The organism is Ancylobacter polymorphus (assembly GCF_030813495.1).
Lineage (GTDB): Bacteria > Pseudomonadota > Alphaproteobacteria > Rhizobiales > Xanthobacteraceae > Ancylobacter > Ancylobacter polymorphus.
The window spans coordinates 95,139-119,709 of record NZ_JAUSUI010000002.1 but is presented as its reverse complement, the minus strand read 5'-3'; the positions used below and the strand labels follow the sequence as shown (position 1 = coordinate 119,709).

Here is a 24,571-nt window from a genome sequence, read left to right as displayed (position 1 = left end):
CGCCGACGGATAAGGGGACGACGATCCCGGCTCTGCGCTTCGCCTCGGCCGGGATGACGGCAAAGAGGCTCAGTCGAGCGCCGCCCGCGCCCGCGCGCTGTCGATGTCCATCTGCGCGATCAGCGCGTCGATGCCGTCGAATTTCAGCTCCGGCCGCAGCCAGGCGTGGAAGGCGACGGTGAGCACGCGGCCATAGAGGTCGCCGGCGAAGTCGAAGATGAAGGTCTCCAGCCGCGGCGCGCCATCGTCGAAGGTCGGGCGGCGGCCGAAGCTCGCCACGCCCTTGTGCCGCGCCCCGTCGATCTCCACCGTCACCGCGTAGATGCCGTGCGCCAGCGTCACCGCCGGGTCGAGCCGCATATTGGCGGTGGGGTAGCCGAGTTCGCGCCCGCGTTTGTCGCCATGCACCACCTCCGCCTCCACCGCGAAGGGCGCGCCCAGCATATGGGCGGCCTGTTCGACGCGGCCCTGCGCCAGCGCGGCGCGGATGACGCTGGAGGAAATCTGCGCGCCCTCATCGAGCAGCGGCGGCACGATCTCCACCCCGAAGCCGTGGCGCTTGCCGGCCTCGCGCAGGAACAGCGGCGAGCCGCCCCGGCCCTTGCCGAAATGGAAATCATAGCCCGCCACCACCATGGCGACGCCGAGCCGGCCGACGAGAATGGCGGCGACGAAATCCTCGGCGTCGCGCCCGGCCATGGCGGCGTCGAAGGCGAGCACGACCGCGCCGTCGAGCCCGGTCTCGCTCAGGCGCTTGAGCTTCATCGGCTCCGGCGTCAGCCGGAAGATCGGCTCGGCCGGGCGGAAATAGGCGCGCGGATGCGGCTCGAAGGTCAGCGCCAGCGCCGGCCGCCCGAGCGAGCGCGCCTGATCGATGGCGGTGCCGATCACCGCCCGGTGACCGCGATGCACGCCGTCGAAATTGCCGATGGCGACCACCGGCCGGGCGAGGGCGGGGGGCAGCGCGTCACCCTCGCGCAGCACGAGGAAAGGGTGCGGGGAAGCGGCGGCGTGGGTCATGTCAGCGCAACGCAACGGGAGGGGCGCCCATGGAAGGCGTCGGGAGAGCGGCTGCTTAAGTGGCCCCGTCCCGCGCCGCCGTCAATCCGGGCGCCTACCAGGCCAGCCGCGTGGTGACCGCCGCCGGGCGGCCCGGCCCGTCGGCGAGCAGGCGGGCCAGCGCCCGCTCATCCACCTCGGCGCCCTGTTCGAGGCCGAGTTCGCCGGCATGGATGCCGGCCGCCACGAACAGGCAGTCAATGCCATGGCCCAGCGCCCCGGCGAGATCCGTGCGCAGCGCGTCGCCAATGGCGATGGCGCGCGCCTTCTCCACCGGCGTGCCGCGCAGCCTCGCCGCCGTGGCGAAAGCGGTCTCGTAAATCGGGCGGTGCGGCTTGCCGCAGAACACCACCTCGCCGCCGAGTTCCGCATAGGCCTCGGCGATGGCACCGGCGCACCAGATCAGGTCGCCGCCGCGCTCGACCACGATATCGGGATTGGCGCAGATGAAGGGCAGGCCCCGCGCCTTCGCCGCCGCCAGCGTGTCGGCATAATCGTCCGGCGTCTCCACCGTGTCGTCGAACAGGCCGGTGCAGACGATCAGCTCCGCCTCGTCGAAGGAGGCGAGGGTGAGGTCGAGCCCCTTATAGATGCCGAGATCGCGCTCCGGCCCGAGATGCCACATCTTCACTCCCGGCCGTCCGGCCAGCAGGGCGCTGGTGACCATCCCTGAGGTGACGATGGCGTCATAGGCGTCGCGCGGAATGCCGAAGCCGTCGAGAATGCGGGCGACGCCCTCCGGCTCGCGCGGGGCGTTGGAGACGAGGATCACCGTCGTTCCGCCCGCCCGCGCCCGCCGCAGCGCATCCGCCGCCGCCGGGGAACCGGCGACGCCATTGTGCAGCACGCCCCACACGTCGCACAGGACGAGATCGTAGCGGGGCGCCAGCGTGGCGAAGGAGGGGACGAGGGGCGGGGAGTTATCGTGTTCCATGGCGGGGCGCATGCCATTTCCGCGCGCCGCGCACAAGGCCCGCGCCGGCAGGGCAGGGCTGCGGGAACCATCCCGCTTCCCGCTCACGGGCGGAAGGAGGGTCCGTTGGTGATGACCATGCCGTGGCCCGCCACCTCATTGGCGCGGGGATAGACGCCGCTCAGCACCTCGTCGAAATGCCGCTTCACCGCCGCGTGGCAGCCGCAGCCCAGGCTGCGCAGCCGCTCCGCATCGGTGATGCGGATGCGCCCGCGGCGCGGCTCGACGGCGCCGGCCGCCTTCATCTCCCCCAGCACCCGGCTGATATAGGGCCGCCCCACCGCCAGCATGGCGGCGAGCTGTTCCTGGGTGAGGCGCAGCGTGTCGTCGCCGGTGCGGTCATGGGCGGCGAGCAGCCATTTCGCCGTGCGCTGGTCGATGGAATGGGTGGCGTTGCAGGCGACCGACTGAAAAACCTGCGCCAGCAGGCAGTCGGCATAGCGGGCGAACAGGTTGCGCAGCGGCGGGGAAATCTCCTTGGCCCGCTCCAGCTCGGCACCGTCGAGCCGCAGCAGCGGCCCCTCCATCTGCACCACCGCGCGGGCGAAGGCCGGCAGCCTTCCCTGGCTGACAATGCCGCCCACCGCGCCCTCGCGGCCGATGCTGGTGATTTCCACCTGCCTGCCGTCCTCCAAAAGCACCATGAAGGAGACGAGCGCCTGCCCGCAGGGAAAATAGACATGGCGCACATCGTCGCCAGGCTCGTAGAGCACACCGCCGGCCGGCCGGTCGATCCGCTTGAGATGGGCCCGCAGCAGGCCGAAATCAGCCGGCCGCAGCGCGCCCAGAAGGTTGTTGCCGCCAGACGAGGCCACCGCCCCGCTGCCATTGCCGCCGCTTTCCTCGCCATCGTTGAGGCGCATGGTTCCGACCCTCGTTTCCCTATCAACGCACCACAGGCGAAAATGTTCACAAACGGACAGAACCGAGGTGACGAGTTGGGTACAAACAGGCACACTCGCGCACCAGTGGGTGGCGGCGCACCAGGGGCTCCTTTTCAATGCATGCGACTTCCAAGGCGCCACGGCGCGCGGCCTTTCCCGCATTGCCGGCGACTTCCCGCCCATGAGCGACGGCACGGCCCGTCAGCGGGTGTCCGAGACCCCGGGCGACCCGGTCGCGCCCGAGGGCGTGGACCGTTCGTTCTTCTGGTCACTGGTGCGCACCGCCCAGCCCCTGCGCCGCCACCCCTGGCTGGCGGATGCGGTGGGGGTGGCGATGTTCGGCCTCGCTTTGGCGCTGCGCTTCGCGGTGGACAGCGTGCTGCCGCCGGGCTTTCCCTTCCTCACCTTCTTCCCGGCGGTGATTCTCACCACCTTCTTCTGCGGGCTGCGGCCGGGCATCACCTGCGCGGTGCTGTCCACCTTCGCCGCCTGGCTGTTCTTCATCGGCCCGGCCAACGGCATGCGGATCGACGGCCAGAGCCTGCTGGCGCTCGGCTTCTTCGTCGTCATCGCCGCCATCGACATCGCGCTGATTCACTTCACCTTCAGCGCCGCCGACCGGCTGCGGCGCGAGAAGGAAACCACCGCCCGGCTCTATGAGACGCAGCGCACCATGTTTCAGGAGCTGCAGCACCGGGTCGCCAACAATATGCAGTTCGTCGCCGCGCTGCTGTCGCTGCAGAAGCGCAAGGTGGGGCAGGATGCGCGCCAGGCGATCACCGCGCTGGACGAGGCGCGCTCGCGGCTCGACACCATCGCCCGCATCCACCGCCAGCTCTACGCGCCGGAGCGGCTGGACCTGCCCACCGACCAGTATCTGAGCCAGCTCTGCTGCGATCTCGTCACCGCCTCCGGCACGCCCGGCATCGGCTGCACGGTGGACGCGCCGAATCTGCCGCTCAACGTGGCCCAGCTCACCACGCTCTCCATGCTGGTGGCCGAGATCGTCACCAATTCGCTCAAGCACGCCTTTGTCGGGGCCGAATCCGGCACGATCAGCATCAAGCTGCTGGCGAGCGGCGGCAAAGACTATGAGATGACCATCGCCGATAACGGGCGCGGCCTGCCGCCCGGTGCCGACCTGTCGCGCAGCGACGGGCTCGGCTGGCGCATCATCCAGAGCCTGGCCTCGCAGCTCGGCGGCAAGGTGGAACTCGCCAGCCGGGTGGAACCCAGCCGCGGCACGGCGGTGCGGGTGCAGTTCACCGTCACCTGAGCGCCCCCTATCCCGGACCCGCCGCGCATCGCGCGGCGCCCGGCCAGAGTCCCCCTTTCGGCGTTCACCTCCGCCGCGCTTTGGCGTAAGAGCGGACCGGCGCGGCACGGCTGCGGCAAGCTCTCATCACCGGCGGGGACAGCATGACTGAGACCTTCGATCTTCTCCTCAAGGGCGGCACGGTGGTGAATCAGGACGGCATCGCCGCCCGCGATATCGGCATCCGCGCCGGGCGCATCGCCGGCATCGGCTCGTTCGACCCCGCGCAGGCGGGCGAGACGGTCGACTGCACCGGCCTGCATCTGCTGCCCGGCGTCATCGACACCCAGGTGCATTTCCGCGAGCCCGGCCTCGACCACAAGGAAGACCTCGAATCCGGCTCGCGCGCCGCCGTCATGGGCGGGGTCACCGGCGTGTTCGAAATGCCCAACACCAACCCGCTGACCACCTCGGCCGAGGCGCTGGAAGACAAGCTCGCCCGCGCCCATCACCGCATGCATTGCGACTTCGCCTTCTTCGTCGGCGGCACGCATGACAATGTGAAGGACCTGCCCGAGCTGGAAATGCTGCCGGGCGTGCCGGGCGTGAAAGTGTTCATCGGCTCCTCCACCGGCTCGCTGCTGGTGGCGGACGATCCCGGCGTGCGCGCCATCCTCAAGGTGATCCGCCGCCGCGCCGCCTTCCATTGCGAGGACGAGCCGCGCCTCGAAGAACGCAAGGGCCTGCGCGTGCCGGGCGACGCCGCCTCGCATCCGGTCTGGCGCGACGAGATCGCCGCGCTGACCGCCACCATGCGGCTGGTCAATCTCGCCCGCTCCGAGGGCAAGCGCGTGCATGTGCTGCACATCACGTCGCAGGAGGAGATCGAGTATCTGCGTGGCCAGAAGGATGTCGCCACCGTCGAGGTGACGCCGCATCACCTCACCATGGACGCCTCCTGGTACGCCACGCATGGCACCATGGTGCAGATGAACCCGCCGGTGCGCGAGGCGCGCCACAAGGCGGCGCTGTGGCGCGGCCTGTCGGAGGGCGTGGTCGACGTGCTCGGCTCCGATCATGCCCCGCACACGCGGGAAGAGAAGGCCAAGCCCTACCCGTCGAGCCCCTCGGGCATGACCGGGGTGCAGACCTTCGTGCCGACCATGCTCGACCATGTGAATGCCGGCCGCCTGACGCTGGAGCGCTTCGTCGACCTTTCCAGCGCCGGCCCGGCGCGCATCTTCAACATCGCCACCAAGGGCCGCATCGCGGTGGGCTATGACGCCGATTTCACCATTGTCGACCTCAAGCGCCGCGAAACCATCCGCAATGAATGGATCGCCTCCAAGGCCGGCTGGACGCCCTATGACGGGGTGGAGGTGACGGGCTGGCCGGTCGGCACGCTCCTTCGCGGCAAGCGGGTGATGTGGGAGGGCGAGCTCGTCACCCCGGCGCAAGGCGAGGCCATCCGCTTCCTGGAAACGCTGGCGAAGGGGTAAGGCTCATCCGTCATCCCGGACGGCCGAAGGCCGATCCGGGATCGCAGGCCGGACCGCGATCCCGGCTCTCCGCTGCGCTTCGGCCGGGATGACGGTGCCGGCGGCGCGCAAACACCGGCACCCTCCCCGTCTCTCCCGACCCACACAGGCGCCCCATGCCCCGCCGCACCCTGCAGCCGCCGCAACTGTTCGACAGCCGCCCCTGGGGCTTCTCGCAGGTCAGCCTCTCCCCGCCCGGCACGCTGGTGCATGTCGCCGGGCAGGTGGCGTGGGATGCGCAAGGAAAGGTCAGCGCGGTGGGGCGCGAGGCGCAGCTGCGGCAGGTGCTGCGCCAGGTCATCCTGGCGGTGGAAGCCGCCGGCGGCAGCGCCGACGACATCCAGATGCTGCGCCTCTACATGCCCGGCTTCCAGTCCGGCCCGGAAGCGGAGCTCGTCGGCCGGGTGCTGGCGGAGACCTTCGGCAGGGAGAATCCGCCCGCCTCCACCTGGATCGGCGTCGACGCCCTCGCCCAGCCGGAATATCTGGTCGAGGTCGACGCGGTGGCGGTGATCCCCACGCCTTGAAGCGTCTGCGCCTTGAAACGCCACCCGCGAAGGCGCCCCCGCGCGGGGGGCGCCCCGCCGGCGCTCAGCGGGTGATGAGCGTGCCGGCGCCGTGGTCGGTCAGCAGTTCCAGCAGCACCGCATGCGGCACCTTGCCGTCGAGGATCACCACCCCTTCGACGCCCTGCTCCAGCGCGTAGATGCAGGTCTCGACCTTGGGGATCATGCCGCCGGAAATGGTGCCGTCGGCGATCAGCGCCCGCGCCTGGGCGATGGTCAGTTCCTTGATCAGCTGCTTGTCGGCGTCGAGCACGCCGGGCACGTCGGTCAGCAGCAGCAGCCGCTTGGCGCCGAGCGCGCCGGCAATGGCGCCGGCAAACGTGTCGGCATTGACGTTGAACGTGCCGCCATCCCGGCCGGTGGCGACGGGCGCCAGCACCGGGATCAGCTCGCGGCCGAGAATCTGGTCGAGCACGGTGGTGTCCACCGTCTCCGGCTCGCCGACGAAGCCGAGATCGATCACCTGTTCGAGATTCGAATCGGGGTCGCGCACCGAACGCGTCACCTTGGAGGCGACGACCATGTTGCCGTCCTTGCCGGACAGGCCCAGCGCCTTGCCGCCGGCCTCGTTGATGAAGCCGACGAGGGATTTGTTGATCGAGCCGGCCAGCACCATCTCGACGATCTCGACAGTGGCCTTGTCGGTGATGCGCAGCCCGGCGGCGAATTCCGACTTGATGCCGAGCTTGGCCAGCATGGCGCCGATCTGCGGCCCGCCGCCATGCACCACCACAGGGTTCACGCCGGACTGTTCGAGCAGGACGATGTCCTGCGCGAAATCCCGCGCCACCTGCTCGTCGCCCATGGCGTGGCCGCCATATTTCACCACGATGATGGCGTCGTCATAGCGCTGCATGTGCGGCAGCGCCTGCACCAGCACGCGGGCCTTGGTGTGGTCGTCGATGGGTTCGGCGGCGGGCGCGGGAGTTTCGGCGGTCATGACGGGTCCGTTCGCACGGGGCGTGGGGTGAGGCGGGCGCAGGCCCGGCGGGCTCGGCGGCAAGGAACGCCCTTCTAGCCGATTTCAATGACGCTTCTCAATCGCCGCAATGTGACGCGCAGCGCCGTCGTGGCGTGCCAGTCGTGGCATCGCCTTGTGGCGGGGCGGTGGCGGCCGGACCGCAAGAGAAGGGTGGGCGTGCATGCAAGCAACGGGTTGCGCGCGCGGGCCTGTGCGGCGGGCGGCGCGCATGCCATATGCCCCGCCATGGACACGACCGCCCCCCGCAAGCCGCTGAAGGCCCGCTTCGTCGAAGGCTCGACGATGCGCCATGTCGCCACCATGACCGCCGCCGGCTCGGTCGGGCTGATGGCGGTGTTCGTGGTCGATCTGCTCAACCTGTTCTACATCTCGCTGCTCGGCGAGGAGGAGCTGGCGGCGGCCATCGGCTATGCCGGCACGGTGATGTTCTTCACCACCTCGGTCGGCATCGGCGTGATGATCGCCGGCTCGGCGCTGGTGTCGCGGGCGATCGGCAGCGGGCGGATCGAGGACGGGCGGCGGCTCTCCACCTCCTCGCTCATCTATATGGCGCTCGCCACCGGGGCGATGACGCTGGCCCTGCTGCCCTTTCTCGGGCCGCTGCTGGCGCTGCTCGGTGCCACCGGCCGCACGCTGGAGCTGGCGCGCGACTTTCTGCTCATCGTGCTGCCCTCCACCCCGCTGCTCGGCCTCGGCATGGCGGCGTCGGGCACGCTGCGCGGCATTGGCGATGCGCGGCGCTCCATGTGGGTCACGCTGTCGGGCGGGCTCACCACCGCCGTGCTCGACCCGCTGCTCATCCTCGCCCTCGGCCTCGGCGTCGAAGGCGCGGCGATCGCCACCGTGCTCGCCCGAATGGTGATGGTGGCCTATGGGCTCAACGCGGTGATAAGGGTGCACAAGCTCGCCGCGCGCCCGCGCCTGCCGGATTTTCTCGCCGATGTCGGCCCGCTCTCGGCCATCGCCGTGCCGGCCATCCTCACCAATGTCGCGACGCCGGTGGGCAATGCCTACATCACCTTCGCCCTCGCCCCGCATGGCGATGCGGCGGTGGCGGCCTGGGCGGTGATCGGCCGGCTGATCCCGGTCGCCTTCGGCCCGCTCTTCGCGCTCACCGGCGCCATCGGCCCGGTGATCGGCCAGAATGTCGGCGCCGGGCGCTATGACCGGGTACGGCAGACGGTGCGCGACAGCCTCAAGCTGATCGTCGCCTATGTGCTCGGCGTCTGGCTGATCCTGGCGCTGGCCCGCCAGCCGCTCGCCGGCCTGTTCGGGCTCTCGGCCGAAGGCGTGGCGCTGGTGGAGTTCTTCTGCCTCTATGCCGCCGGGGCCTATGTGTTCTTCGGCGCGCTGTTCGTCGCCAATGCCGCCTTCAACAATCTCGGCGCGCCGCTGCTGTCCACCCTGTTCAACTGGGGACGGGCGACGCTCGGCACCATTCCCTTCGTCTGGCTCGGCAGCCGCTGGTACGGCGTCGAGGGCGTCATCGCCGGGCAGGCGCTGGGCTCGGTCTTTTTCGGCGTGGCGGCGCTGATCTGCGCCTTTGCCGTGGTGCGCCGGCTGCATGCCGGCACCCCGCCGCCGGCACCGACGACGGCCCTGGCCGGGCCGGAACTGCCGCCCTTCTCGCGCGGCGAGGACGCCCCGGCCATCGAGACCGCCGCCGGGGTCTTTCCTCGCGCCGAGGAGAACGGATAGAGTACGGGGATGAGCGACACCGCCTTTTCCGACCTCGTCCTGCCCCCGGACGGGCGCCAGTCCGAAACCGCCCGCGCCATCCAGCGCGGGGCGCTGCGCTATCTCGCCGCGCGCGGGCTGGTGGGCGTGCCGGAATTCAGCCTCGCCTCCGGCCGGCGGGCGGACATCGCCGCGCTGGACCTGCGCGGCGAGGTGTGGGTGGTGGAGATCAAATCCTCGGTCACCGATTTCCGCACCGACCGCAAATGGGCCGACTACCGCGCCCATTGCGACCGGCTGTTCTTCGCCGTCGGGCCGGATTTCCCGGTGGAGATCCTGCCCGAGGACACCGGCATTCTCGTCGCCGATGCCTTCGGCGCCGGGCTGGTGCGCGAGGCGCCGCTGCATGCGCTGGCCGGGGCGACGCGCAAGGCGCTCACCCTGCGCTTCGCCCGCGCTGCCGCCGGACGGCTGATGGGGCTGATGGACCCGGAAGCGCTGCGCGGCGTGGTGCTTTAGAGGGGATAACCGCAGCCGGCGCTTGAAACGCGCCCCTCGCCTCTGCCAGCGTCCCCGCCATGGATCAGCCCGAGCACAGCCCCGCCCCCCAAGCGGCCGCCGACACCGAGCGCGTCACGCCCAAAGCGCTCGCGGACGCGGAGCGCGTCACGCCCAAAGCGCTCGCGGACAGCGAGCGCGTCACCCCGATGATGGCGCAATATATCGAGATCAAGGCCGCCAATCCCGGCAGCCTGCTGTTCTACCGCATGGGCGATTTCTACGAGCTGTTTCTCGACGACGCCGAAATCGCCGCCCGCACGCTCGGCATCGTGCTCACCAAGCGCGGCAAGCACCAGGGCGAGGACATCCCGATGTGCGGGGTGCCGGTGGACCGGGCGGAGGAATATCTCCACAAGCTCATCGCCGCCGGCCACCGCGTCGCCGTGTGCGAGCAGATGGAACCGCCCGCCGAGGCGAAGAAGCGCGGCCCGAAAAGCGTGGTCAAGCGCGACGTGATCCGCCTCGTCACCCCCGGCACGCTCACCGAGGACGCGCTGCTCGACGCGCGACGGGAGAATGTGCTGGCGAGCCTTGCCCGGGTGAGGGGCAGCGGCGAGGAGGGCGACGGCTATGTCTATGCGCTGGCCTTCGCCGACATTTCCACCGGCTCCTTCCGCGTCGCGGAAACCGACAGCACAAGGCTTTCCGCCGACCTCGCCCGCATCGAGCCGGCCGAATTGCTGGTCGCCGACGCGGTCTATGAGGATGCCGAGCTGCGCCCGCTCTGGCGCACCCTGCCCGCCGTGACGCCGCTGCCGAAGGAAAGCTTCGACGGCGCCACCGCCGGACGGCGTATCGCCGGCTTCTTCCAGGTGGCGACGCTGGATTCCTTCGGCAGCTTCTCGCGCGCCGAACTCGCCGCCGCCGCCGCCATCGTCGCCTATATCGAGCGCACCCAGCTCGGCGCCCGCCCGCCGCTCGGCCGGCCGCAGCGCGAGGCCTCCACCGAGGCGATGATCATCGACCCGGCGACGCGGGCGAACCTCGAAATCCTGCGCACCACCACCGGCGAGCGTATGGGGAGCCTGTGCGCGGCGGTGGACCGCACCGTCACCTCCGCCGGGGCGCGCCTGCTCGCCCGCCGCCTCGCCGAGCCGCTGACCGACCCGAAGCGCATCGCTGAGCGGCTCGACGCGGTGGAATGCCTGGTCGAGGAAACGAGCCTGCGCGCGCAATTGCGCGACCGGCTCGCCGGTGTCCCGGACCTCGCCCGCGCGCTGTCCCGCGTCGCGCTCGGCCGCGCCGGGCCGCGCGACCTCGCCGCCATCGGGCGCGGGCTGAAAGAGGGCGCCGCCATCGCCGGGCTGATCGCCGACGCCCCGGCCCCGGCGGAACTGCAGGCCGCCGCCCGGGCGCTCGGCGGGGTCGATCCCGCTTTGGCGGCGACGCTCACCGCCGCGCTCGACGATGAACTGCCGCTGAACCGCCGCGACGGCGGCTTCATCCGCGCCGGCTACCAGGACGAACTCGACGCCACCCGCGCCCTGCGCGACGAGAGCCGGCGCGTGGTGGCGGCGCTGGAGCGGCGCTATGTCGAGGAAACCGGGGTCCGCGCGCTCAAGATCCGGCACAATGCGGTGCTCGGCTATTTCGTCGAGGTGAGCCAGCAGAACGCCGACCGGCTGCGCGAGCCGCCCTTCGACGCCATTTTCATGCACCGCCAGACCATGGCGGGGGCGATGCGCTTCACCTCCACCGAGCTCGCCGAGCTGGAAGCCAAGATCGCCAGCGCCGGCGACCGCGCGCTGGCGCTGGAACAGCTGCTGTTCGACGAGCTGGTCGCCGCCGTGACCGCCGAGACCGAGGCGATCCGCGCCTGCGCCGAGGCGCTGGCGGTGATCGACGTGACCGCCGGCCTCGCCAAGCTCGCGGTGGACGAGAACCATGTGCGCCCGGAGGTGGATAACGGGCTCGATTTCCGCATCGAGGGCGGGCGCCACCCTGTCGTGGAGCAGGCGCTGCGCCGGGATGGCGGGCCGTTCGTCGCCAATGAGTGCGAGCTTTCCCCGCCCGAGGGCGCCCGCGCCGGGCGCATCTGGCTGGTCACCGGCCCGAACATGGCGGGTAAGTCGACCTTCCTGCGCCAGAACGCGCTCATCGCCATCCTCGCCCAGGCCGGCGCCTTCGTGCCGGCGCGGCTCGCGCGCATCGGCGTGGTCGACCGGCTGTTCTCACGCGTCGGCGCGGCGGACGATCTCGCGCGCGGGCGCTCCACCTTCATGGTCGAGATGGTGGAAACCGCCGCCATCCTCAACCAGGCGACCGAGCGCTCGCTGGTGATCCTCGACGAGATCGGGCGCGGCACCGCCACCTTTGACGGCCTGTCCATCGCCTGGGCGAGCCTGGAGCATCTGCACGAGGCCAATCGCTGCCGCGGCCTGTTCGCCACCCATTTCCACGAACTCACCGCCCTGTCCCAGCGCCTTCCCCGCCTCGTCAACGCGACGGTGAAGGTGAAGGAGTGGGAGGGCGAGGTGATCTTCCTGCACGAGGTGGTGCCGGGCGCGGCCGACCGTTCCTACGGCATCCAGGTCGCCAAGCTCGCCGGCCTGCCGCATGCGGTGGTGGAGCGCGCCCGCGCCGTGCTGACCGAGCTGGAGAGCGCCGACCGCGCCGCGCCGACGCAGCGCATTCTCGACGATCTCCCCCTCTTCGCCGCGCTCAACCGCGCCCCGCCCCCCGCGGCGGCGGTGAAGGCCGACCCGGTGGCGGCGGCGGTGAAGGCGGCGCTGGCCGGGATCGACCCTGACGAGATGAGCCCGCGCGAGGCGCTGGAAGCGCTCTACCGGCTGAAGGCGGCGGCCAAGGGCGGGTGAGGGCGGCGCCCCTCACGCATCGGCGGCGAGGATGTGGTTGCGCACCAGCGGATAGACCTGGCCCTTCCAGCGGCGGCCGGAGAACACGCCGTAATGGCCGACGCCGGCCTGCATGTGATGGCGGCGCAGATGCGGGCGCAGCGAGGCGCAGATGTCCTGCGCCGCCACGGTCTGGCCGACGGCGCAGATATCGTCGCGCTCGCCCTCCACGGTGAGCAGGGCGGTGCGGCGGATGGCGCGGAAATCGATCCGCTCGCCGCGATAGGTCAGCACGCCGCGCGGCAATTCGTGCTGCTGGAACACCTTGGCGATGGTTTCCAGATAGAACTCGGCCGCGAGGTCCAGCACGGCGAAATATTCGTCATAGAAGGTCTTGGTGGTGGCCGCCTTGTCGTGCTCGCCCATGGCGAGGTTCTCATACAGCCCGACATGCGCCTTCACATGGCGCTCCATGTTCATCGCCATGAAGGCGCCGACCTGGATGAAGCCGGGATAGACCCGGCGCCCCGCGCCCTTGAAGCCCGGCGGCACGGTGGCGATGAGATTCTGCGCGAACCAGTCGATCGGCTTGGAGGTGGCGAGCTCGTTCACCTTGGTCGGGTTGATGCGGGTATCCACCGGCCCGGCCATCAGCGTCATGGAAAGCGGCTGGGCGGGGTTGCTTTCCTGGGCCATGACGGCGCAGGCGGCGAGCACCTGCACGCAGGGCTGGCACACGGCGAGCACATGCCCGCCCGGCCCGATCTCTTCCAGGAAGCGGATGACATGGGCGACATAATCGTCGAAGCCGAAGCCGCCGTCGGTGAGCGGCACGTCGCGGGCATTGTGCCAGTCGGTGATGTAGACATCGTTTTCCGGCAGCAGCGTCTTCACCGTGTCGAGCAGCAGCGTGGCGAAATGGCCGGACAGCGGAGCCACCACCAGCAGGCGCGGCTGCTTCTGGTCGACATCCTTGGCGAAATGCAGCAGCGAGCCGAAGGGCAAGGCCAGCGCCACCTCCTCGCGCACCTCGACCTCGCGATTGCCCACCGTCACCGTGCCGATGGCGAAAGGCGGACGCTCATGGCTCAGCCCGGCGCGCTCGATCATCTCGAAGCCGGCCGAGAGGTTGCGCAGCAGCGGCGTGTCGTGGAGGCCGCCCATCGCCTCGCCCATCGTGCCGAGCATCTGCCGCGACAGCTTGGCCGCGAGGCGGAGCGGATCGAACAGGTCGGACTGGGCCTGATAGGCGGCATAGAGCATGGGCGGGGCAATCTTCCGGCGGCAGGGGCGGCAACGGCTCGATCGGCGACAGGCGGGCGGCCGCCGCTCGGCACAGGCGCAGGCGACCCGCTGCGCTGAAGGAGCGGGAGCCCTGCCAGGGCCATCCTAGAGCGGATGCAATGACGCTGCCAAGGAGGTTGCCAAGTAGGTAGCAAAGGAGGTTGCCAACTGGGTGGAACGCGCCGGAGCGCCCGCCGCGTGGGGCGGCCCGCGCCCGGCGCGCTGTCACAGCCCTGTCAGGAATGGCACGAAGTGTGATTGCCTCTTCCGGGCTGCACATTTGACGCCCCGCCGAAACAGGACGCCTGCCATGCCCTCCGCCACCGCCACGCCCAAGCCTGCCACCGCTCCGGGCCGCAAGAAGGCGCCGGCAAAGGCGTCGGCGAAGGCGGCAACGAAAGCCTTGGCCGCGCAGGAGCCGGGCGCCCCGGCGGCGGTGCTGACCCTCAGCAGCAAGAACTATTCGTCCTGGTCGCTGCGCGGCTATCTGCTCTGCCGGCTCGCCGGGCTCGCCTTCACCGAGGCCCGCGTTTCCGCCGACGATCCGGCCATCCGCGCCGAGCTGCTGCTGCAATCCTCCTCCTTCCTGGTGCCACGGCTCGACCATGAGGGACTGCGCATCTGGGACACGCTGGCCATCGCCGAATATCTGCACGAATGGAAGCCAGAGGCCGGGCTTCTGCCTAGGGATCGCGCAGCGCGGGCGCATTGCCGCTCGATCAGCGGCGAGATGCATTCCGGCTTCGCCAATCTGCGCTCGGCGCTGCCGATGAACATCAAGGCGCATCATCCCGGCTTCAAGGTGTGGGCGGGGGCGCAGGGCGACATATTGCGCATCGTCGCCATCTGGACCGAGTGCCTCGGCACCTATGGCGGGCCCTATCTGTTCGGTGCCGCCCCGACCATGGCGGATGCGATGTACGCCCCCGTCTGCTCGCGCTTCACCACCTATGACGTGCCGCTCGACCCGCAGAGCCGGGCCTATTGCGCCACCATGCTGGCGCTCCCCGCCATGCAGGACTGGATGGCGGCGGCGCGGGAGGAGCCGGAGGAGATGGAGGAACTCGACGTGGAGTTCTGAGGGACCTGCGGTCATCCCGCCTCCACCCTCTCCCCTCAGGACCGGGCTTGACCCGGCCACCCAGCCTTCGCACCGGCGCGGGAGGCTGGACTGGGTCCCCGGGTCAAGCCCGGGGATGAGGGCGCCGGCGCCCCCTCAATGCGCCTCGTCCCAGTTCTCTGCGGCGCGGGCGTCGACCTTCAGCGGCACTTTCAGCGCCACTGCCGGGAAGGGGGCGAGTTCCATCACCTCGCGCACCACGGGGATGGTCGCGTCGACCTCCTCGTCCGGCACCTCGAAGATCAGTTCGTCATGCACCTGAAGCAGCATGCGGGCGGAGAGGCGCGCGGCCTCCAGCGCCCCGTCCATCCGCACCATGGCGCGGCGGATGATGTCGGCGGCCGAGCCTTGCAGCCGCGCATTGATCGCCGCGCGCTCGTTGAAGGCGCGGATCGAGGGGTTCTTGGCTGATATGTCGGGGTAGTGGCAGCGCCGGCCGAACAGCGTCTCGACATAGCCGTGTTCGCGGGCAAAGGCGCGGGTCTCGTCCATATAGGCGCGGATGCCGGGAAAGCGCTCGAAATAGCGCTTGATATAGGCCCCCGCCTCCTCGCGCGGGATCGAGAGCTGGTTGGCGAGGCCAAACGCCGAGATGCCGTAGATGATGCCGAAATTGATCGCCTTGGCCCGCCGGCGCACCTCGCCCGGCATGCCCTCGATCGGCACGCCGAACATTTCCGAGGCGGTCATGGCGTGAATGTCGAGCCCGTCCTGGAACGCCTGGCGCAGCGAGGGCGTGTCGGCGATCTCGGCGAGCAGGCGCAGTTCGATCTGCGAATAATCGGCCGAGATCAGCTTGTGGCCCGGCGCGGCGATGAAAGCCTTGCGGATCTTGCGCCCTTCCTCCGAGCGCACCGGGATGTTCTGCAGATTCGGCTCGGAGGAGGAGAGCCGGCCCGTCGTGGTGGCGGCGAGCGCGAAGGAGGAATGCACCCGGCCCGTCTCGGGATGAACATAGGAGGGCAGGGCGTCGGCATAGGTCGATTTCAGCTTCTGCAGCTGGCGCCAGTCGAGAATGCGGCGCGGCAGCTCGTGCCCCTGCTCGGCCAGTTCCTCCAGCACGTCGGCCCCGGTGGACCACGCCCCCGTCGGCGTCTTGCGCCCGCCGGGAATGGCCATCTTGCCGAACAATATGTCGCCGAGCTGCTTGGGCGAGCCGGGGTTGAAGCTCTCCCCCGCCATCTCGGAAATATCCGCCTCCAGCCGGCCCATGCCTTGCGCGAACTCGCCGGACAGGCGCGAGAGCATCTGGCGGTCGATTCGGATGCCGCGCGCTTCCATGCGGGCGAGCACGGCGACCAGCGGGCGCTCCAGCGTCTCATAGACGGTGGCCTTGCCTTCGCTGGCGAGGCGGGGTTTCAGCACCCGCCACAGCCGCAGCGTCACATCGGCGTCCTCGGCGGCATATTCGCTCGCCTTGTCGAGCGGGGCGCGGTCGAAGGTGATCTGCCCCTTGCCCTTGCCGCACACCTCCTCGAACTTGATCGGGGTGTGGCCGAGCCAGCGCATGGAGAGCGGGTCCATGCCATGCGGCGAGGCGCCGGCATCGAGCACATAGGAAATGAGCATCGTGTCGTCATAAGGCGCCACCTCGATGCCGAGGCGCCGCAGCACCAGCCAGTCATATTTCAGGTTCTGGCCGACCTTGAGGACGGCCGGGTCCTGCATCAGCGGCTTCAGCGCGGCGAGCGCGTCGCGGACGGGGATCTGGTCCGGCAGCAGCCCCTCGCTGAACAGGCCCTCATCCCCGCCCTTATGGGTGAGCGGGACATAGCAGGCCTCGTTCGGCCCGGTGGCGAGCGAGAAGCCGACCAGCTCCGCCTGCATCGGGTCGAGCCCGGTGGTCTCGGTATCGACAGCGACGACGCCCACCTCGCGGGCGCGGGCGATCCAGTCTTCCAGCCGGGCGAGCGTCGTCACCGTCTCGTAGCGGGAGCGGTCGACCGGGGTGGCGGTGGCTTCCGCCTGCCGGGCGGCGGCGAGGGCGAGAGGCGTGAAGCCCGGCTCACCCATTGGCGCGCCCTCATCCCCGGGCGTGACCCGGGGACCCAGCCCGTCGCCGGCGGCCTCCGCTGTCTGGGTGGCCGGGTCAAGCCCGGCCATGAGGGAGGAAGCACCCGCCCTCAGGCCCGGATCGGGATCGATGGCGGCGACATCGACCTCATAGGCCTCGGCCACGCGGCGGGTCAGCGTGGCGAATTCCATCGCCTTGAGGAAGGCGACGAGGCGGGTGGCCGACGGTTCCACCACGGCGATGTCGTCGAGCGGCACGTCGAGCGGCACGTCGCGCTTCAGCGTCACCAGCTGGCGCGAGAGCCGGGCCTGGTCGGCGAATGCGATCAGGTTCTCGCGCCGCTTGGTCTGCTTGATCTCGGGCGCGCGGGCCAGCAGCGTGTCGAGGTCGCCATATTCGGCCAGCAACTGGGCGGCGGTCTTGATGCCGATGCCGGGCACGCCGGGCACGTTGTCGACGGAATCGCCGGCCAGCGACTGCACGTCCACCACCTTGTCCGGGGCGACGCCGAACTTCTCGAACACTTCCTCGACGCCGATCGCCTTGTCCTTCATCGGGTCGTACATGCGCACCAGCCCGTCGACGAGCTGCATCAGGTCCTTGTCGGAGGAAATGACGGTGACCTGCGCGCCGCGCGCCTTCGCCTCTTCGGCATAGGTGGCGATGAGGTCGTCGGCCTCGAAGCCGCTCTGTTCCACACAGGCGAGGTCGAAAGCCCGCGTCGCCTCGCGGATCAGCGGGAATTGCGGGCGCAGATCCTCCGGCAGCTCCGGGCGCTGCGCCTTGTAGAGCGGGTAGATGTCCTTGCGGAAGGTCTGCTCGGACTTGTCGAATACCACGGCGAGATGGGTCGGCTTCGGCGCGAATCCGCCGCCATTCTGCCCGGCGCGCACCAGCTTCCACAGCATGTTGCAGAAGCCCGCCACCGCACCGACGGGCAGCTTGTCGGACGAGCGGGTGAGCGGGGGCAAGGCGTGGTAGGCGCGGAAAATATAGGCCGAGCCGTCGATCAGGACGACATGGTCGCCGGTGTCGACAGTCTCGTGATGGGCATCAGTGGCGGGCATTGCGGGCTCCGTTTCGCGCCGCACGATGCCCCCGCCGCCGCCTTGGGGCAAGGGGGCGAGGAGCGGGGCGGGGAGAGGGGGCGACACCCGGTCCCTCATCCCCGGGCTTGACCCGGGGATCCAGAGGTCTGCGGGCGCACACGTCTGGGTGCCCGGGTCAAGCCCGGGCATGAGGGCGTGACGGGGGCGACCTCCCCTGGCAGGTGACGCGGGCGCCGCCGGGCGCTACAGAGCGCGCAGGAAAACACCATGCCCCGCTACAAGCTCACCATCGAATATGACGGCACCCCTTTCGTCGGCTGGCAGGTCCAGGCGGCGGGGCTGAGCGTGCAGGGCGTGCTCGCGGAAGCGGTGCGGCGCTTTTCCGGCGAGGCGGCGGCGGTCCAGGGCGCCGGGCGGACGGATGCCGGCGTGCACGCCACCGGGCAGGTCGCGCATGTCGAACTCGCCCGCCACTGGCGCCCCGACACGGTGCGCGACGCCATGAACGCGCATCTGCGCCCGCACCCGGTCGCCGTGCTGGCGGCCGAAGAGGCGGCGGAGGACTTTCATGCCCGCTTCTCGGCGACGGGGCGGCGCTATCTCTACCGCATCATCGCCCGCCGGCCGGACCTGGTGCTGGAGCGCAACCGGGCCTGGCGGGTGCTGCGCCCGCTCGACGCGCAGGCGATGGCGGCCGGCGCGGCGCGGCTGATCGGGCGGCACGATTTCACCACCTTCCGCGCCATTGGCTGCCAGGCGGCCTCGCCGGTGAAGACGCTCGACCGGCTGGAGGTGGAAACCGTGCCGCTGGAAGGGCCGGGGATGGAAATCCGCGTGCACGCGCAGGCGCGTTCCTTCCTGCACCATCAGGTGCGCTCCATGGTCGGCACGCTGGTGAAGCTGGGCGAAGGCGCGTGGACGCCGGACGACGTGACCGCCGCGCTGGAAGCCAGGGACCGCACGCGCTGCGGCCCGATGGCGCCCTCGGCCGGGCTGTATCTGGCGGAAGTCACCTATTGAGCCGCCAGCGCCGTCGGCGAAACCACGCCTGAACCCTCCCAGAACCGCCCGAAACCCGCCGGCGCCGGCCGCCCTGCCGTCGCCACGGCGCTGTCACGCTCGCGTCACCATTGACGCGGCAGGCTGCGGCGTCCCATGGTGCGGCCCGTCTCTTGCTTTCGGAACCAAAGGAGTGTCCCCGAGAATGTCAGTCTGGCCGATCTACGGAAAAATCGACGGTCCCATCGTGATGATCGGCTTCGGCTCGATCGGTCGCGGCACCCTGCCCCTCCTGGAGCGGCATTTCGATTTCGACAAGGAACGGCTGACCGTCATCGACCCGGTGGACGACAACCGCGCCCTGCTCGACGAGCGCGGCATCCGCTTCCTGCAGCTCGCCATCACCAAGGAAAACTATATCGAGGTGCTGAAGCCCCTGCTGACCACCGGCGGGCGCGGCTTCCTCATCAACCTCTCCGTCGATACCGGCTCGGTCGACATCATGACGCTCGCCCGCGACTGCGGCGCGCTCTATATCGACACCGTGGTCGAGCCGTGGCTCGGCTTCTATTTCGACAAGGACGCCACCCCCGCCAGCCGCTCCAACTACGCGCTGCGCGAATCCATGCTCAAGGCCAAGCGCGCCAATCCCGGCGGGCCAACGGCGGTTTCCTGCTGCGGCGCCAATCCCGGCATGGTGTCGTGGTTCGTCAAGCAGGCGCTCATTGATGTCGCCACCGATACCGGGCTCGACTTCGAGGAGCCGACGACCCGCGAGGGCTGGGCGGAGCTGATGGCCCGCGTCGGCGTCAAGGGCATCCACATCGCCGAGCGCGACACCCAGCGCGCCCGCGACCCCCGTCCCTTCGGCACCTTCGTCAACACCTGGTCGGTGGAAGGCTTCGTCTCCGAAGGGCTGCAGCCGGCCGAGCTCGGCTGGGGCACGCACGAAACCTGGATGCCGGCCAACGCCCACACGCATAATTTCGGTTCCGGCGCGGCGATCTATCTGATGCAGCCGGGCGCCGCCACCAAGGTGCGCACCTGGTGCCCGAGCCTCGGCGCCCAGCACGGCTTCCTCGTCACCCATAACGAGTCGATCTCGATCGCCGACTATTTCACCCTGCGCAACGGCGCGCAGGTCGCCTATCGCCCGACCTGCCATTACGCCTATCATCCCTGCAACGACGCGGTGCTGTCCTGGCACGAGATGTTCGGCAATGAGGGCCATTTCTCGGGCGACTGGACCATCCTGACCGAAGGCGAGATCGTCGACGGGCGCGACGAGCTCGGCGTGCTGCTCTATGGCCACGCCAAGAACGCCTATTGGTACGGCTCGCAGCTCACCATCGAGGAAGCGCGCAACCTCGCCCCCTACCAGACCGCCACCGGCATGCAGGTGACCTCCGCCGTGCTCGCCGGCATGGTGTGGGCGCTGGAGAACCCGGAGGCCGGCATCGTCGAGACCGACGAGATGGATTATCGCCGCTGCCTCGAAATCCAGAAGCCCTATCTCGGCACGGTGAAGGGCTACTACACCGACTGGACCCCGCTGGACGGCCGCCCCGGCCTGTTCCCGGAGGATATCGACCCCTCCGACCCCTGGCAGTTCCGCAACATTCTGGTGCGGTGAACCGCAGCGACGGCCGGGGGCTCACCCCTCCGGCCGGCCGATGCTGAGGCAGCGCCGGCGCGCCGCCTCCAGCCCATCGGCCACCACCTCGCAAAGGCCCGCCGCGCGCAGCGCCTCCAGACCGGCGGCGGTGGTGCCGGCATAATCCACCATCTCCTGCACGAAATCCGCCGCCGGCCGCTCGCTGCCCGCCAGCGTCGCCCCGGCGGCGTGGAACAGCTGCCCCACCGCCCGGCGCGCCACGTCAGGCGCCACGCCCTGCGCCTGCGCATAGGCCTGCACCGCGTCGGCAAAGGCGGCGACAAAGCCCGGCACCGGGCCGGTGATGGCCGTGAACACGTCGATCTGGCTCTCATCCGGCACCTCGTCCGTGCTTCCGCAGGCGGAAAACAGCGCCCGGACCCTTTCGCGGTCGGCCTCAGTCACCCCCGCCCCGGCGCACCAGGGCGAATAGGCCATGCCCAGCGCCGCGGCCGGGCTCGACATCGCCCGCACCACCCGCGCCCCGCCGCTGATCGCGATGAGCTCGTCGATCCGCACCCCGGCCATGACCGAGACCACCAGCCGCCCCGCGCCGGCAAAGCGCAGCGCGCGCCCGGCGGCGGGGGGCAGCGCGAGCAGGATCACCTCGCAGCGCGCCACCAGCATCTCCACATCGGTCGTCCAGTTCACCCCCGGCACGGCGGCGAGGTCGCCCGCCGGGCCGGAGCGGGTGGCGACCCATAGATGCCCCTGCGTCACCACCCCCGCCCGCAGCAGCGCCGCGCCGATCGCCCCGCCGAGCTGGCCGGCGCCGATGAGCCCCACATTCCGCCCGCGAACCGCCATGCCGCCTCCTGATCCTTCCGCCGCCGGGCAGCGTACAACAAAGCGCGGCGCGCGGACGCCCGCCCACGGCGCCCGCGACATTCGTCCGGTTGGAATGCGGCGCCCCTCCCCCTATAAGCACGGCACATTCTGCCGGCAGCGACCCGTCGAGGAAGTAGCGATGAACAAGCCTGTTGCGGCCAAGGACGCCTCCGTGGCCCTCACCCCCGCCCCCGGCGGCGGGCTGCCCGCCGGCCACCCGCCGGTGAAATTCGGCAAGATCGGCGTGCTCATCGTCAATCTCGGCACGCCCGACGGCACCGATTACTGGTCGATGCGCCGCTATCTCAAGGAGTTCCTCTCCGACCGGCGGGTGATCGAGGTCAACCGCGTGCTGTGGTGGTTCATCCTCAACGTCATCATCCTGTCCATCCGCCCGCAGGCCAAGGGCAAGGACTACGCCTCGATCTGGAACAAGGAGCGCAATGAGGGCCCGCTGCGCACCATCACCCGGGCGCAGTCGGAAAAGCTCGCCGCCGCGCTCGGCGTGCGCAGCGACCGGCTCGTCTTCGACTGGGCGATGCGCTACGGCAACCCGTCCATCGCCTCGCGCATCGAGGCGCTGCAGGCGGAGGGCTGCGAGCGGCTGCTCCTCGTGCCGCTCTATCCGCAATACGCCGCCGCCACCTCCGCCACGGTGTGCGACGCTGCCTTCGATGCACTGAAGAAGATGCGCTGGCAGCCGGTGCTACGCGTCGCCCCGCACTGGCCGGACGAGCCGGCCTATATCGAGGCGCTGGCAAATTCCATCACCTCGGAACTCGCCACGCTGGACTGGGAGCCGGAGCTGGTCATCGCCTCCTTCCACGGCATCCCGAAGGAGTATTTCGACAAGGGCGACCCCTATCACTGCTATTGCTACAAGACCACGCGGCTGGTGCGCGAGAAGCTCGGCTGGCCCGAGGGCAGACTGCGCCTCACCTTCCAGTCGCGCTTCGGCAGCGCCGAATGGCTGCAGCCCTATACCGACAAGACCATCGAGGCGCTGGCGAAATCCGGCGTGAAGCGGCTCGCCGTGCTCACCCCCGGCTTCGTCGCCGACTGCCTGGAAACGCTGGAGGAAATCGCCGGCGAGAATGCCGAGATCTTCCACCATAATGGCGGCGAGAAGTTCCACTTCATCCCGTGCCTCAACGACTCTCCGGGCGGCATCAAGGTGCTGGAAGCGGTGGTCGCGCGCGAGCTGAAGGGCTGGGTGGAGATTTAGGGGGCGCGTCCCCATCAAGAGCGCCCTCATCCCCGGGCTTGACCCGGGGACCCAGCCACGTCGGCACGCAGGGGTGACGCCCGGTCCTGAGGGGCGCTCTGTCACCGCGCGAAACCCAATGTGTGTTGCCGCGCCCGGCGTCCTCGCCCAAGCAGGGCGCCCGTCCTCGGCCACGGAGCGCCGCCCATGTCCTCATCCGCACGCCGCGAACCCGGCCTTCCCGCCGCCGACGATCCGCGCAGCGAGATGCAGCGCATGCGGGCGGGCGAACTCTATCGCGCCAGCGATCCCGCGATTCAGGCCGCCGAGCGCGCCTGCTTCGCCTGGCTGGCGCGCTTCAACGCCTCGCTCCCCCTCGCGCGCGCCGAGCGGCGGGTGCTCTTGGCCGAAGGGCTCGGCACGGTCGGGGAGCGCACCGGCATCCGCCCGCCCTTCCATTGCGACTATGGGTTCAACATCCATCTCGGCACGGGGGTGTTTCTCAATTTCGACTGCGTGATCCTCGACGTGGTGGCGGTGCATATCGGCGACGGCACCGAGATCGGACCCGGCACCCATATCTACACCGCCGAACACCCGCGCGACCCGGAGGTGCGCCGCCTCGGCCTGGAATATGGCCGCCCGGTCAGCATCGGCCGCAATGTCTGGATCGGCGGCAAGGCGATCATCCTGCCGGGCATCACCATCGGCGACGATGCCGTGATCGGCGCCGGCGCGGTGGTGACGCGCGACATTCCTGCCGGGGCGACGGCGGTGGGCAACCCGGCGCGGATACTGGCGCCGCGCCCGGCGGGGTGATCCGGCGTCGGACGTGATCACTCCTCGGATGTGTCGAGCCGACCGTGACCGGGCCCGGCGCCCTCGCGGCCGCTGCCGGCGAAGCGCTCGGTGAAGGCGAGCACCGCATAGGCGGCGAGGAACAGCACGCTCGCCGCCATCAGCCAGCGCACCTGCGTCTCGCTCACATCCGTTTCCAGCCGCATCAGCGCCTTCAGCAGGGTGATGCCGGAGATTGCCATCAGCGAGGCGAACAGCTTGAGCTTCAGCTCGAAGAAGCTGATCCGCATCATCCAGGCCGGCGATTCCGGCGCCTGCCGGCGGTCGATCTGCTCGACGAAATTCTCGTAGCCGGACTGGATCACGATCACCATCAACCCGCCGACCAGCACGAGATCGATCAGGTTGAGCAGCTCCATGATCACGGCGGTCTCGGAAAGGCTGAAGATCTGCAGCGCAAAGGCCCACAGCCGCGCGGCGAAAGCGACCACCAGCAGCACCAGGGCGAAGGCCAGCCCGAGAAACAGCGGCACCATCGCCCAGCGGCTGAGCAGCACAATGCGGACGATGACGCGCCCCGGCCAGCCCGACATCTCCGCCGCCATCATCCGCCCTTTCCGCCCCTGCCCGCCGGCCGCCCGCGCCGGGCAGCCGATGCTAACGGAGGAGCGGGCGGGTTCAAAGGGGCGCGAATGAGAGCAGGCGCAGACACAAGGAGAGGCCAGAACGGGGCGAGATGCTCTGGCGCACCACCCCTCGGGGCTTATCCCTCTGAAACGGCGGCGCCGGCGCTCTCACGCTTCCTCGTCGTTACCGTAAAACGCGAACTCGAATCCGCACTCAAGGCCGAGGTTGCCGATCGCGATCGACTGCCTAGGCCAAAGCATCGGCCCCCGTATTGTATCGTGACCACCAGATGCCGTTAAAACGAACATCCCATCCCCTTTGGCTCAACGCGGCGGCATCGAAGCGGGCGTCGACGAGACGGGTCAGCACCCAGTCGATATGGCGGCGGAGATCGCGTGATCTGACATGGTGTTCTGGGTCGAGAAACCATGCATTGAGGGGCGAGACACGGTGACGCCCACGACTCAACAGCACGATTTCGCCCTGCCGCGTCAGACGCGTCGGTGTGAGGCCGGTCGCGCGCGTGACCTCATCGGGGTCTGACCCGCCGGTGTAGATGTTGAGATGAACCGCGGTGCGATCGCAGGTGGCGTAGTCGTCGTTGTAGTCTTCCGTCACGGCCCCCTCTTCGCGTCGGTGAGCTGGCGCCTGTGAGGCGAGAGCCGCCCGCGCACGCCCTCTTTCAATCTTGACAGCCCTTGCGT

Annotated in this window: 20 protein-coding genes; 11 read left to right on the top strand and 9 right to left on the bottom strand. The window is 69.8% G+C overall.

The annotated features are described in order from the left end of the window. Nucleotides 1-69: 69 nt before the first annotated feature. From J2S75_RS04850 to J2S75_RS04840, 3 genes are all read right to left on the bottom strand, one after another. Nucleotides 70-1,020 carry a bifunctional riboflavin kinase/FAD synthetase gene (locus J2S75_RS04850; protein WP_307018701.1) on the bottom strand — a complete coding sequence of 317 codons (951 nt, stop codon included), beginning with the start codon at nt 1,018-1,020 and terminating at the stop codon, nt 70-72. 94 nt (nt 1,021-1,114) lie between these two features. Continuing rightward, on the bottom strand, nt 1,115-1,993 hold the full coding sequence (locus J2S75_RS04845) for a TIGR01459 family HAD-type hydrolase (protein ID WP_307018700.1): 879 nt from the start codon (nt 1,991-1,993) through the stop codon (nt 1,115-1,117). 83 nt (nt 1,994-2,076) lie between these two features. Beyond that, on the bottom strand, nt 2,077-2,895 hold the full coding sequence (locus J2S75_RS04840; protein ID WP_307018699.1) for a Crp/Fnr family transcriptional regulator: 819 nt from the start codon (nt 2,893-2,895) through the stop codon (nt 2,077-2,079). A 202-nt stretch (nt 2,896-3,097) separates the two neighbouring features. On the opposite strand from J2S75_RS04840, the gene J2S75_RS04835 reads away from it, so the two are divergent. From J2S75_RS04835 to J2S75_RS04825, 3 genes are all read left to right on the top strand, one after another. Further along, nucleotides 3,098-4,192: a sensor histidine kinase gene (locus J2S75_RS04835; protein WP_307018698.1), complete on the top strand. Its 1,095-nt coding sequence runs from the start codon at nt 3,098-3,100 to the stop codon at nt 4,190-4,192. Between the two features lie 143 nt (nt 4,193-4,335). Next, nucleotides 4,336-5,670 (top strand): dihydroorotase, encoded by a 1,335-nt coding sequence (locus J2S75_RS04830; RefSeq protein ID WP_307018697.1) that lies wholly within the window; start codon nt 4,336-4,338, stop codon nt 5,668-5,670. Nucleotides 5,671-5,825: 155 nt separating this feature from the next. Further along, complete coding sequence (locus J2S75_RS04825; RefSeq protein WP_307018696.1) at nt 5,826-6,236, top strand: RidA family protein; 411 nt, start codon at nt 5,826-5,828, stop codon at nt 6,234-6,236. 64 nt (nt 6,237-6,300) lie between these two features. Here the strand turns inward: J2S75_RS04825 and argB are convergent, their stop codons facing one another. Further along, nucleotides 6,301-7,215, bottom strand: a complete 915-nt coding sequence (gene argB, locus J2S75_RS04820) for an acetylglutamate kinase (RefSeq protein WP_307018695.1) — start codon at nt 7,213-7,215, stop codon at nt 6,301-6,303. 267 nt (nt 7,216-7,482) lie between these two features. Between argB and J2S75_RS04815 the strand changes: the two genes are divergently transcribed. The 3 genes from J2S75_RS04815 to mutS are packed head-to-tail and all read left to right on the top strand — an operon-like array spanning nt 7,483 to nt 12,311. Next, nucleotides 7,483-8,955 (top strand): MATE family efflux transporter, encoded by a 1,473-nt coding sequence (locus J2S75_RS04815; protein ID WP_307018694.1) that lies wholly within the window; start codon nt 7,483-7,485, stop codon nt 8,953-8,955. Between the two features lie 9 nt (nt 8,956-8,964). Continuing rightward, nucleotides 8,965-9,453 carry an MmcB family DNA repair protein gene (locus J2S75_RS04810; RefSeq protein ID WP_307018693.1) on the top strand — a complete coding sequence of 163 codons (489 nt, stop codon included), beginning with the start codon at nt 8,965-8,967 and terminating at the stop codon, nt 9,451-9,453. A gap of 59 nt (nt 9,454-9,512) precedes the next feature. Further along, complete coding sequence (gene mutS, locus J2S75_RS04805; RefSeq protein WP_370874088.1) at nt 9,513-12,311, top strand: DNA mismatch repair protein MutS; 2,799 nt, start codon at nt 9,513-9,515, stop codon at nt 12,309-12,311. 12 nt (nt 12,312-12,323) lie between these two features. On the opposite strand, the gene J2S75_RS04800 is transcribed toward mutS, so the two are convergent. Further along, a complete protein-coding gene (locus tag J2S75_RS04800; protein WP_307018692.1) occupies nt 12,324-13,553 on the bottom strand; it encodes a polyhydroxyalkanoate depolymerase in 1,230 nt (409 codons plus the stop codon). A gap of 331 nt (nt 13,554-13,884) precedes the next feature. Here J2S75_RS04800 and J2S75_RS04795 point away from each other — a divergent pair, with 331 nt between their 5' ends. Beyond that, the gene (locus tag J2S75_RS04795) at nt 13,885-14,655 is read left to right on the top strand and encodes a glutathione S-transferase (protein ID WP_307018691.1); all 771 of its coding nucleotides are present in this window, start codon (nt 13,885-13,887) and stop codon (nt 14,653-14,655) included. Between the two features lie 135 nt (nt 14,656-14,790). On the opposite strand, the gene polA is transcribed toward J2S75_RS04795, so the two are convergent. After that, nucleotides 14,791-17,775 (bottom strand): DNA polymerase I, encoded by a 2,985-nt coding sequence (polA, locus tag J2S75_RS04790; protein ID WP_307018690.1) that lies wholly within the window; start codon nt 17,773-17,775, stop codon nt 14,791-14,793. A gap of 249 nt (nt 17,776-18,024) precedes the next feature. Here polA and truA point away from each other — a divergent pair, with 249 nt between their 5' ends. After that, nucleotides 18,025-18,777, top strand: a complete 753-nt coding sequence (gene truA / locus J2S75_RS04785; RefSeq protein WP_307018689.1) for a tRNA pseudouridine(38-40) synthase TruA — start codon at nt 18,025-18,027, stop codon at nt 18,775-18,777. 184 nt (nt 18,778-18,961) lie between these two features. Beyond that, nucleotides 18,962-20,389 carry a homospermidine synthase gene (locus tag J2S75_RS04780; protein WP_307018688.1) on the top strand — a complete coding sequence of 476 codons (1,428 nt, stop codon included), beginning with the start codon at nt 18,962-18,964 and terminating at the stop codon, nt 20,387-20,389. A gap of 21 nt (nt 20,390-20,410) precedes the next feature. On the opposite strand, the gene J2S75_RS04775 is transcribed toward J2S75_RS04780, so the two are convergent. Further along, on the bottom strand, nt 20,411-21,217 hold the full coding sequence (locus J2S75_RS04775; protein ID WP_307018687.1) for a pyrroline-5-carboxylate reductase family protein: 807 nt from the start codon (nt 21,215-21,217) through the stop codon (nt 20,411-20,413). Nucleotides 21,218-21,377: 160 nt separating this feature from the next. On the opposite strand from J2S75_RS04775, the gene hemH reads away from it, so the two are divergent. After that, nucleotides 21,378-22,463 (top strand): ferrochelatase, encoded by a 1,086-nt coding sequence (hemH, locus tag J2S75_RS04770; protein ID WP_307018686.1) that lies wholly within the window; start codon nt 21,378-21,380, stop codon nt 22,461-22,463. A gap of 186 nt (nt 22,464-22,649) precedes the next feature. Continuing rightward, the gene (locus J2S75_RS04765; protein ID WP_307018685.1) at nt 22,650-23,261 is read left to right on the top strand and encodes a sugar O-acetyltransferase; all 612 of its coding nucleotides are present in this window, start codon (nt 22,650-22,652) and stop codon (nt 23,259-23,261) included. A gap of 17 nt (nt 23,262-23,278) precedes the next feature. Here J2S75_RS04765 and J2S75_RS04760 read toward each other — a convergent pair whose 3' ends face one another. Together J2S75_RS04760 and J2S75_RS04755 are read right to left on the bottom strand one after the other, a co-directional pair. Continuing rightward, on the bottom strand, nt 23,279-23,848 hold the full coding sequence (locus tag J2S75_RS04760) for a YqhA family protein (protein WP_307018684.1): 570 nt from the start codon (nt 23,846-23,848) through the stop codon (nt 23,279-23,281). Nucleotides 23,849-24,113: 265 nt separating this feature from the next. After that, entirely contained in the window at nt 24,114-24,485 is a 372-nt protein-coding gene (locus tag J2S75_RS04755) for a DUF4279 domain-containing protein (RefSeq protein ID WP_307018683.1), read from the bottom strand. Nucleotides 24,486-24,571 lie beyond the last annotated feature (86 nt).

Coding starts and splice junctions, on each gene's coding strand:
- J2S75_RS04850 (WP_307018701.1), bottom strand. CDS start 1,020: ATGACCCACGCCGCCGCTTCCCCGCACCCTTTCCTCGTGCTGCGCGAG.
- J2S75_RS04845 (WP_307018700.1), bottom strand. CDS start 1,993: ATGGAACACGATAACTCCCCGCCCCTCGTCCCCTCCTTCGCCACGCTG.
- J2S75_RS04840 (WP_307018699.1), bottom strand. CDS start 2,895: ATGCGCCTCAACGATGGCGAGGAAAGCGGCGGCAATGGCAGCGGGGCG.
- J2S75_RS04835 (WP_307018698.1), top strand. CDS start 3,098: ATGAGCGACGGCACGGCCCGTCAGCGGGTGTCCGAGACCCCGGGCGAC.
- J2S75_RS04830 (WP_307018697.1), top strand. CDS start 4,336: ATGACTGAGACCTTCGATCTTCTCCTCAAGGGCGGCACGGTGGTGAAT.
- J2S75_RS04825 (WP_307018696.1), top strand. CDS start 5,826: ATGCCCCGCCGCACCCTGCAGCCGCCGCAACTGTTCGACAGCCGCCCC.
- argB (WP_307018695.1), bottom strand. CDS start 7,215: ATGACCGCCGAAACTCCCGCGCCCGCCGCCGAACCCATCGACGACCAC.
- J2S75_RS04815 (WP_307018694.1), top strand. CDS start 7,483: ATGGACACGACCGCCCCCCGCAAGCCGCTGAAGGCCCGCTTCGTCGAA.
- J2S75_RS04810 (WP_307018693.1), top strand. CDS start 8,965: ATGAGCGACACCGCCTTTTCCGACCTCGTCCTGCCCCCGGACGGGCGC.
- mutS (WP_370874088.1), top strand. CDS start 9,513: ATGGATCAGCCCGAGCACAGCCCCGCCCCCCAAGCGGCCGCCGACACC.
- J2S75_RS04800 (WP_307018692.1), bottom strand. CDS start 13,553: ATGCTCTATGCCGCCTATCAGGCCCAGTCCGACCTGTTCGATCCGCTC.
- J2S75_RS04795 (WP_307018691.1), top strand. CDS start 13,885: ATGCCCTCCGCCACCGCCACGCCCAAGCCTGCCACCGCTCCGGGCCGC.
- polA (WP_307018690.1), bottom strand. CDS start 17,775: ATGCCCGCCACTGATGCCCATCACGAGACTGTCGACACCGGCGACCAT.
- truA (WP_307018689.1), top strand. CDS start 18,025: ATGCCCCGCTACAAGCTCACCATCGAATATGACGGCACCCCTTTCGTC.
- J2S75_RS04780 (WP_307018688.1), top strand. CDS start 18,962: ATGTCAGTCTGGCCGATCTACGGAAAAATCGACGGTCCCATCGTGATG.
- J2S75_RS04775 (WP_307018687.1), bottom strand. CDS start 21,217: ATGGCGGTTCGCGGGCGGAATGTGGGGCTCATCGGCGCCGGCCAGCTC.
- hemH (WP_307018686.1), top strand. CDS start 21,378: ATGAACAAGCCTGTTGCGGCCAAGGACGCCTCCGTGGCCCTCACCCCC.
- J2S75_RS04765 (WP_307018685.1), top strand. CDS start 22,650: ATGTCCTCATCCGCACGCCGCGAACCCGGCCTTCCCGCCGCCGACGAT.
- J2S75_RS04760 (WP_307018684.1), bottom strand. CDS start 23,848: ATGATGGCGGCGGAGATGTCGGGCTGGCCGGGGCGCGTCATCGTCCGC.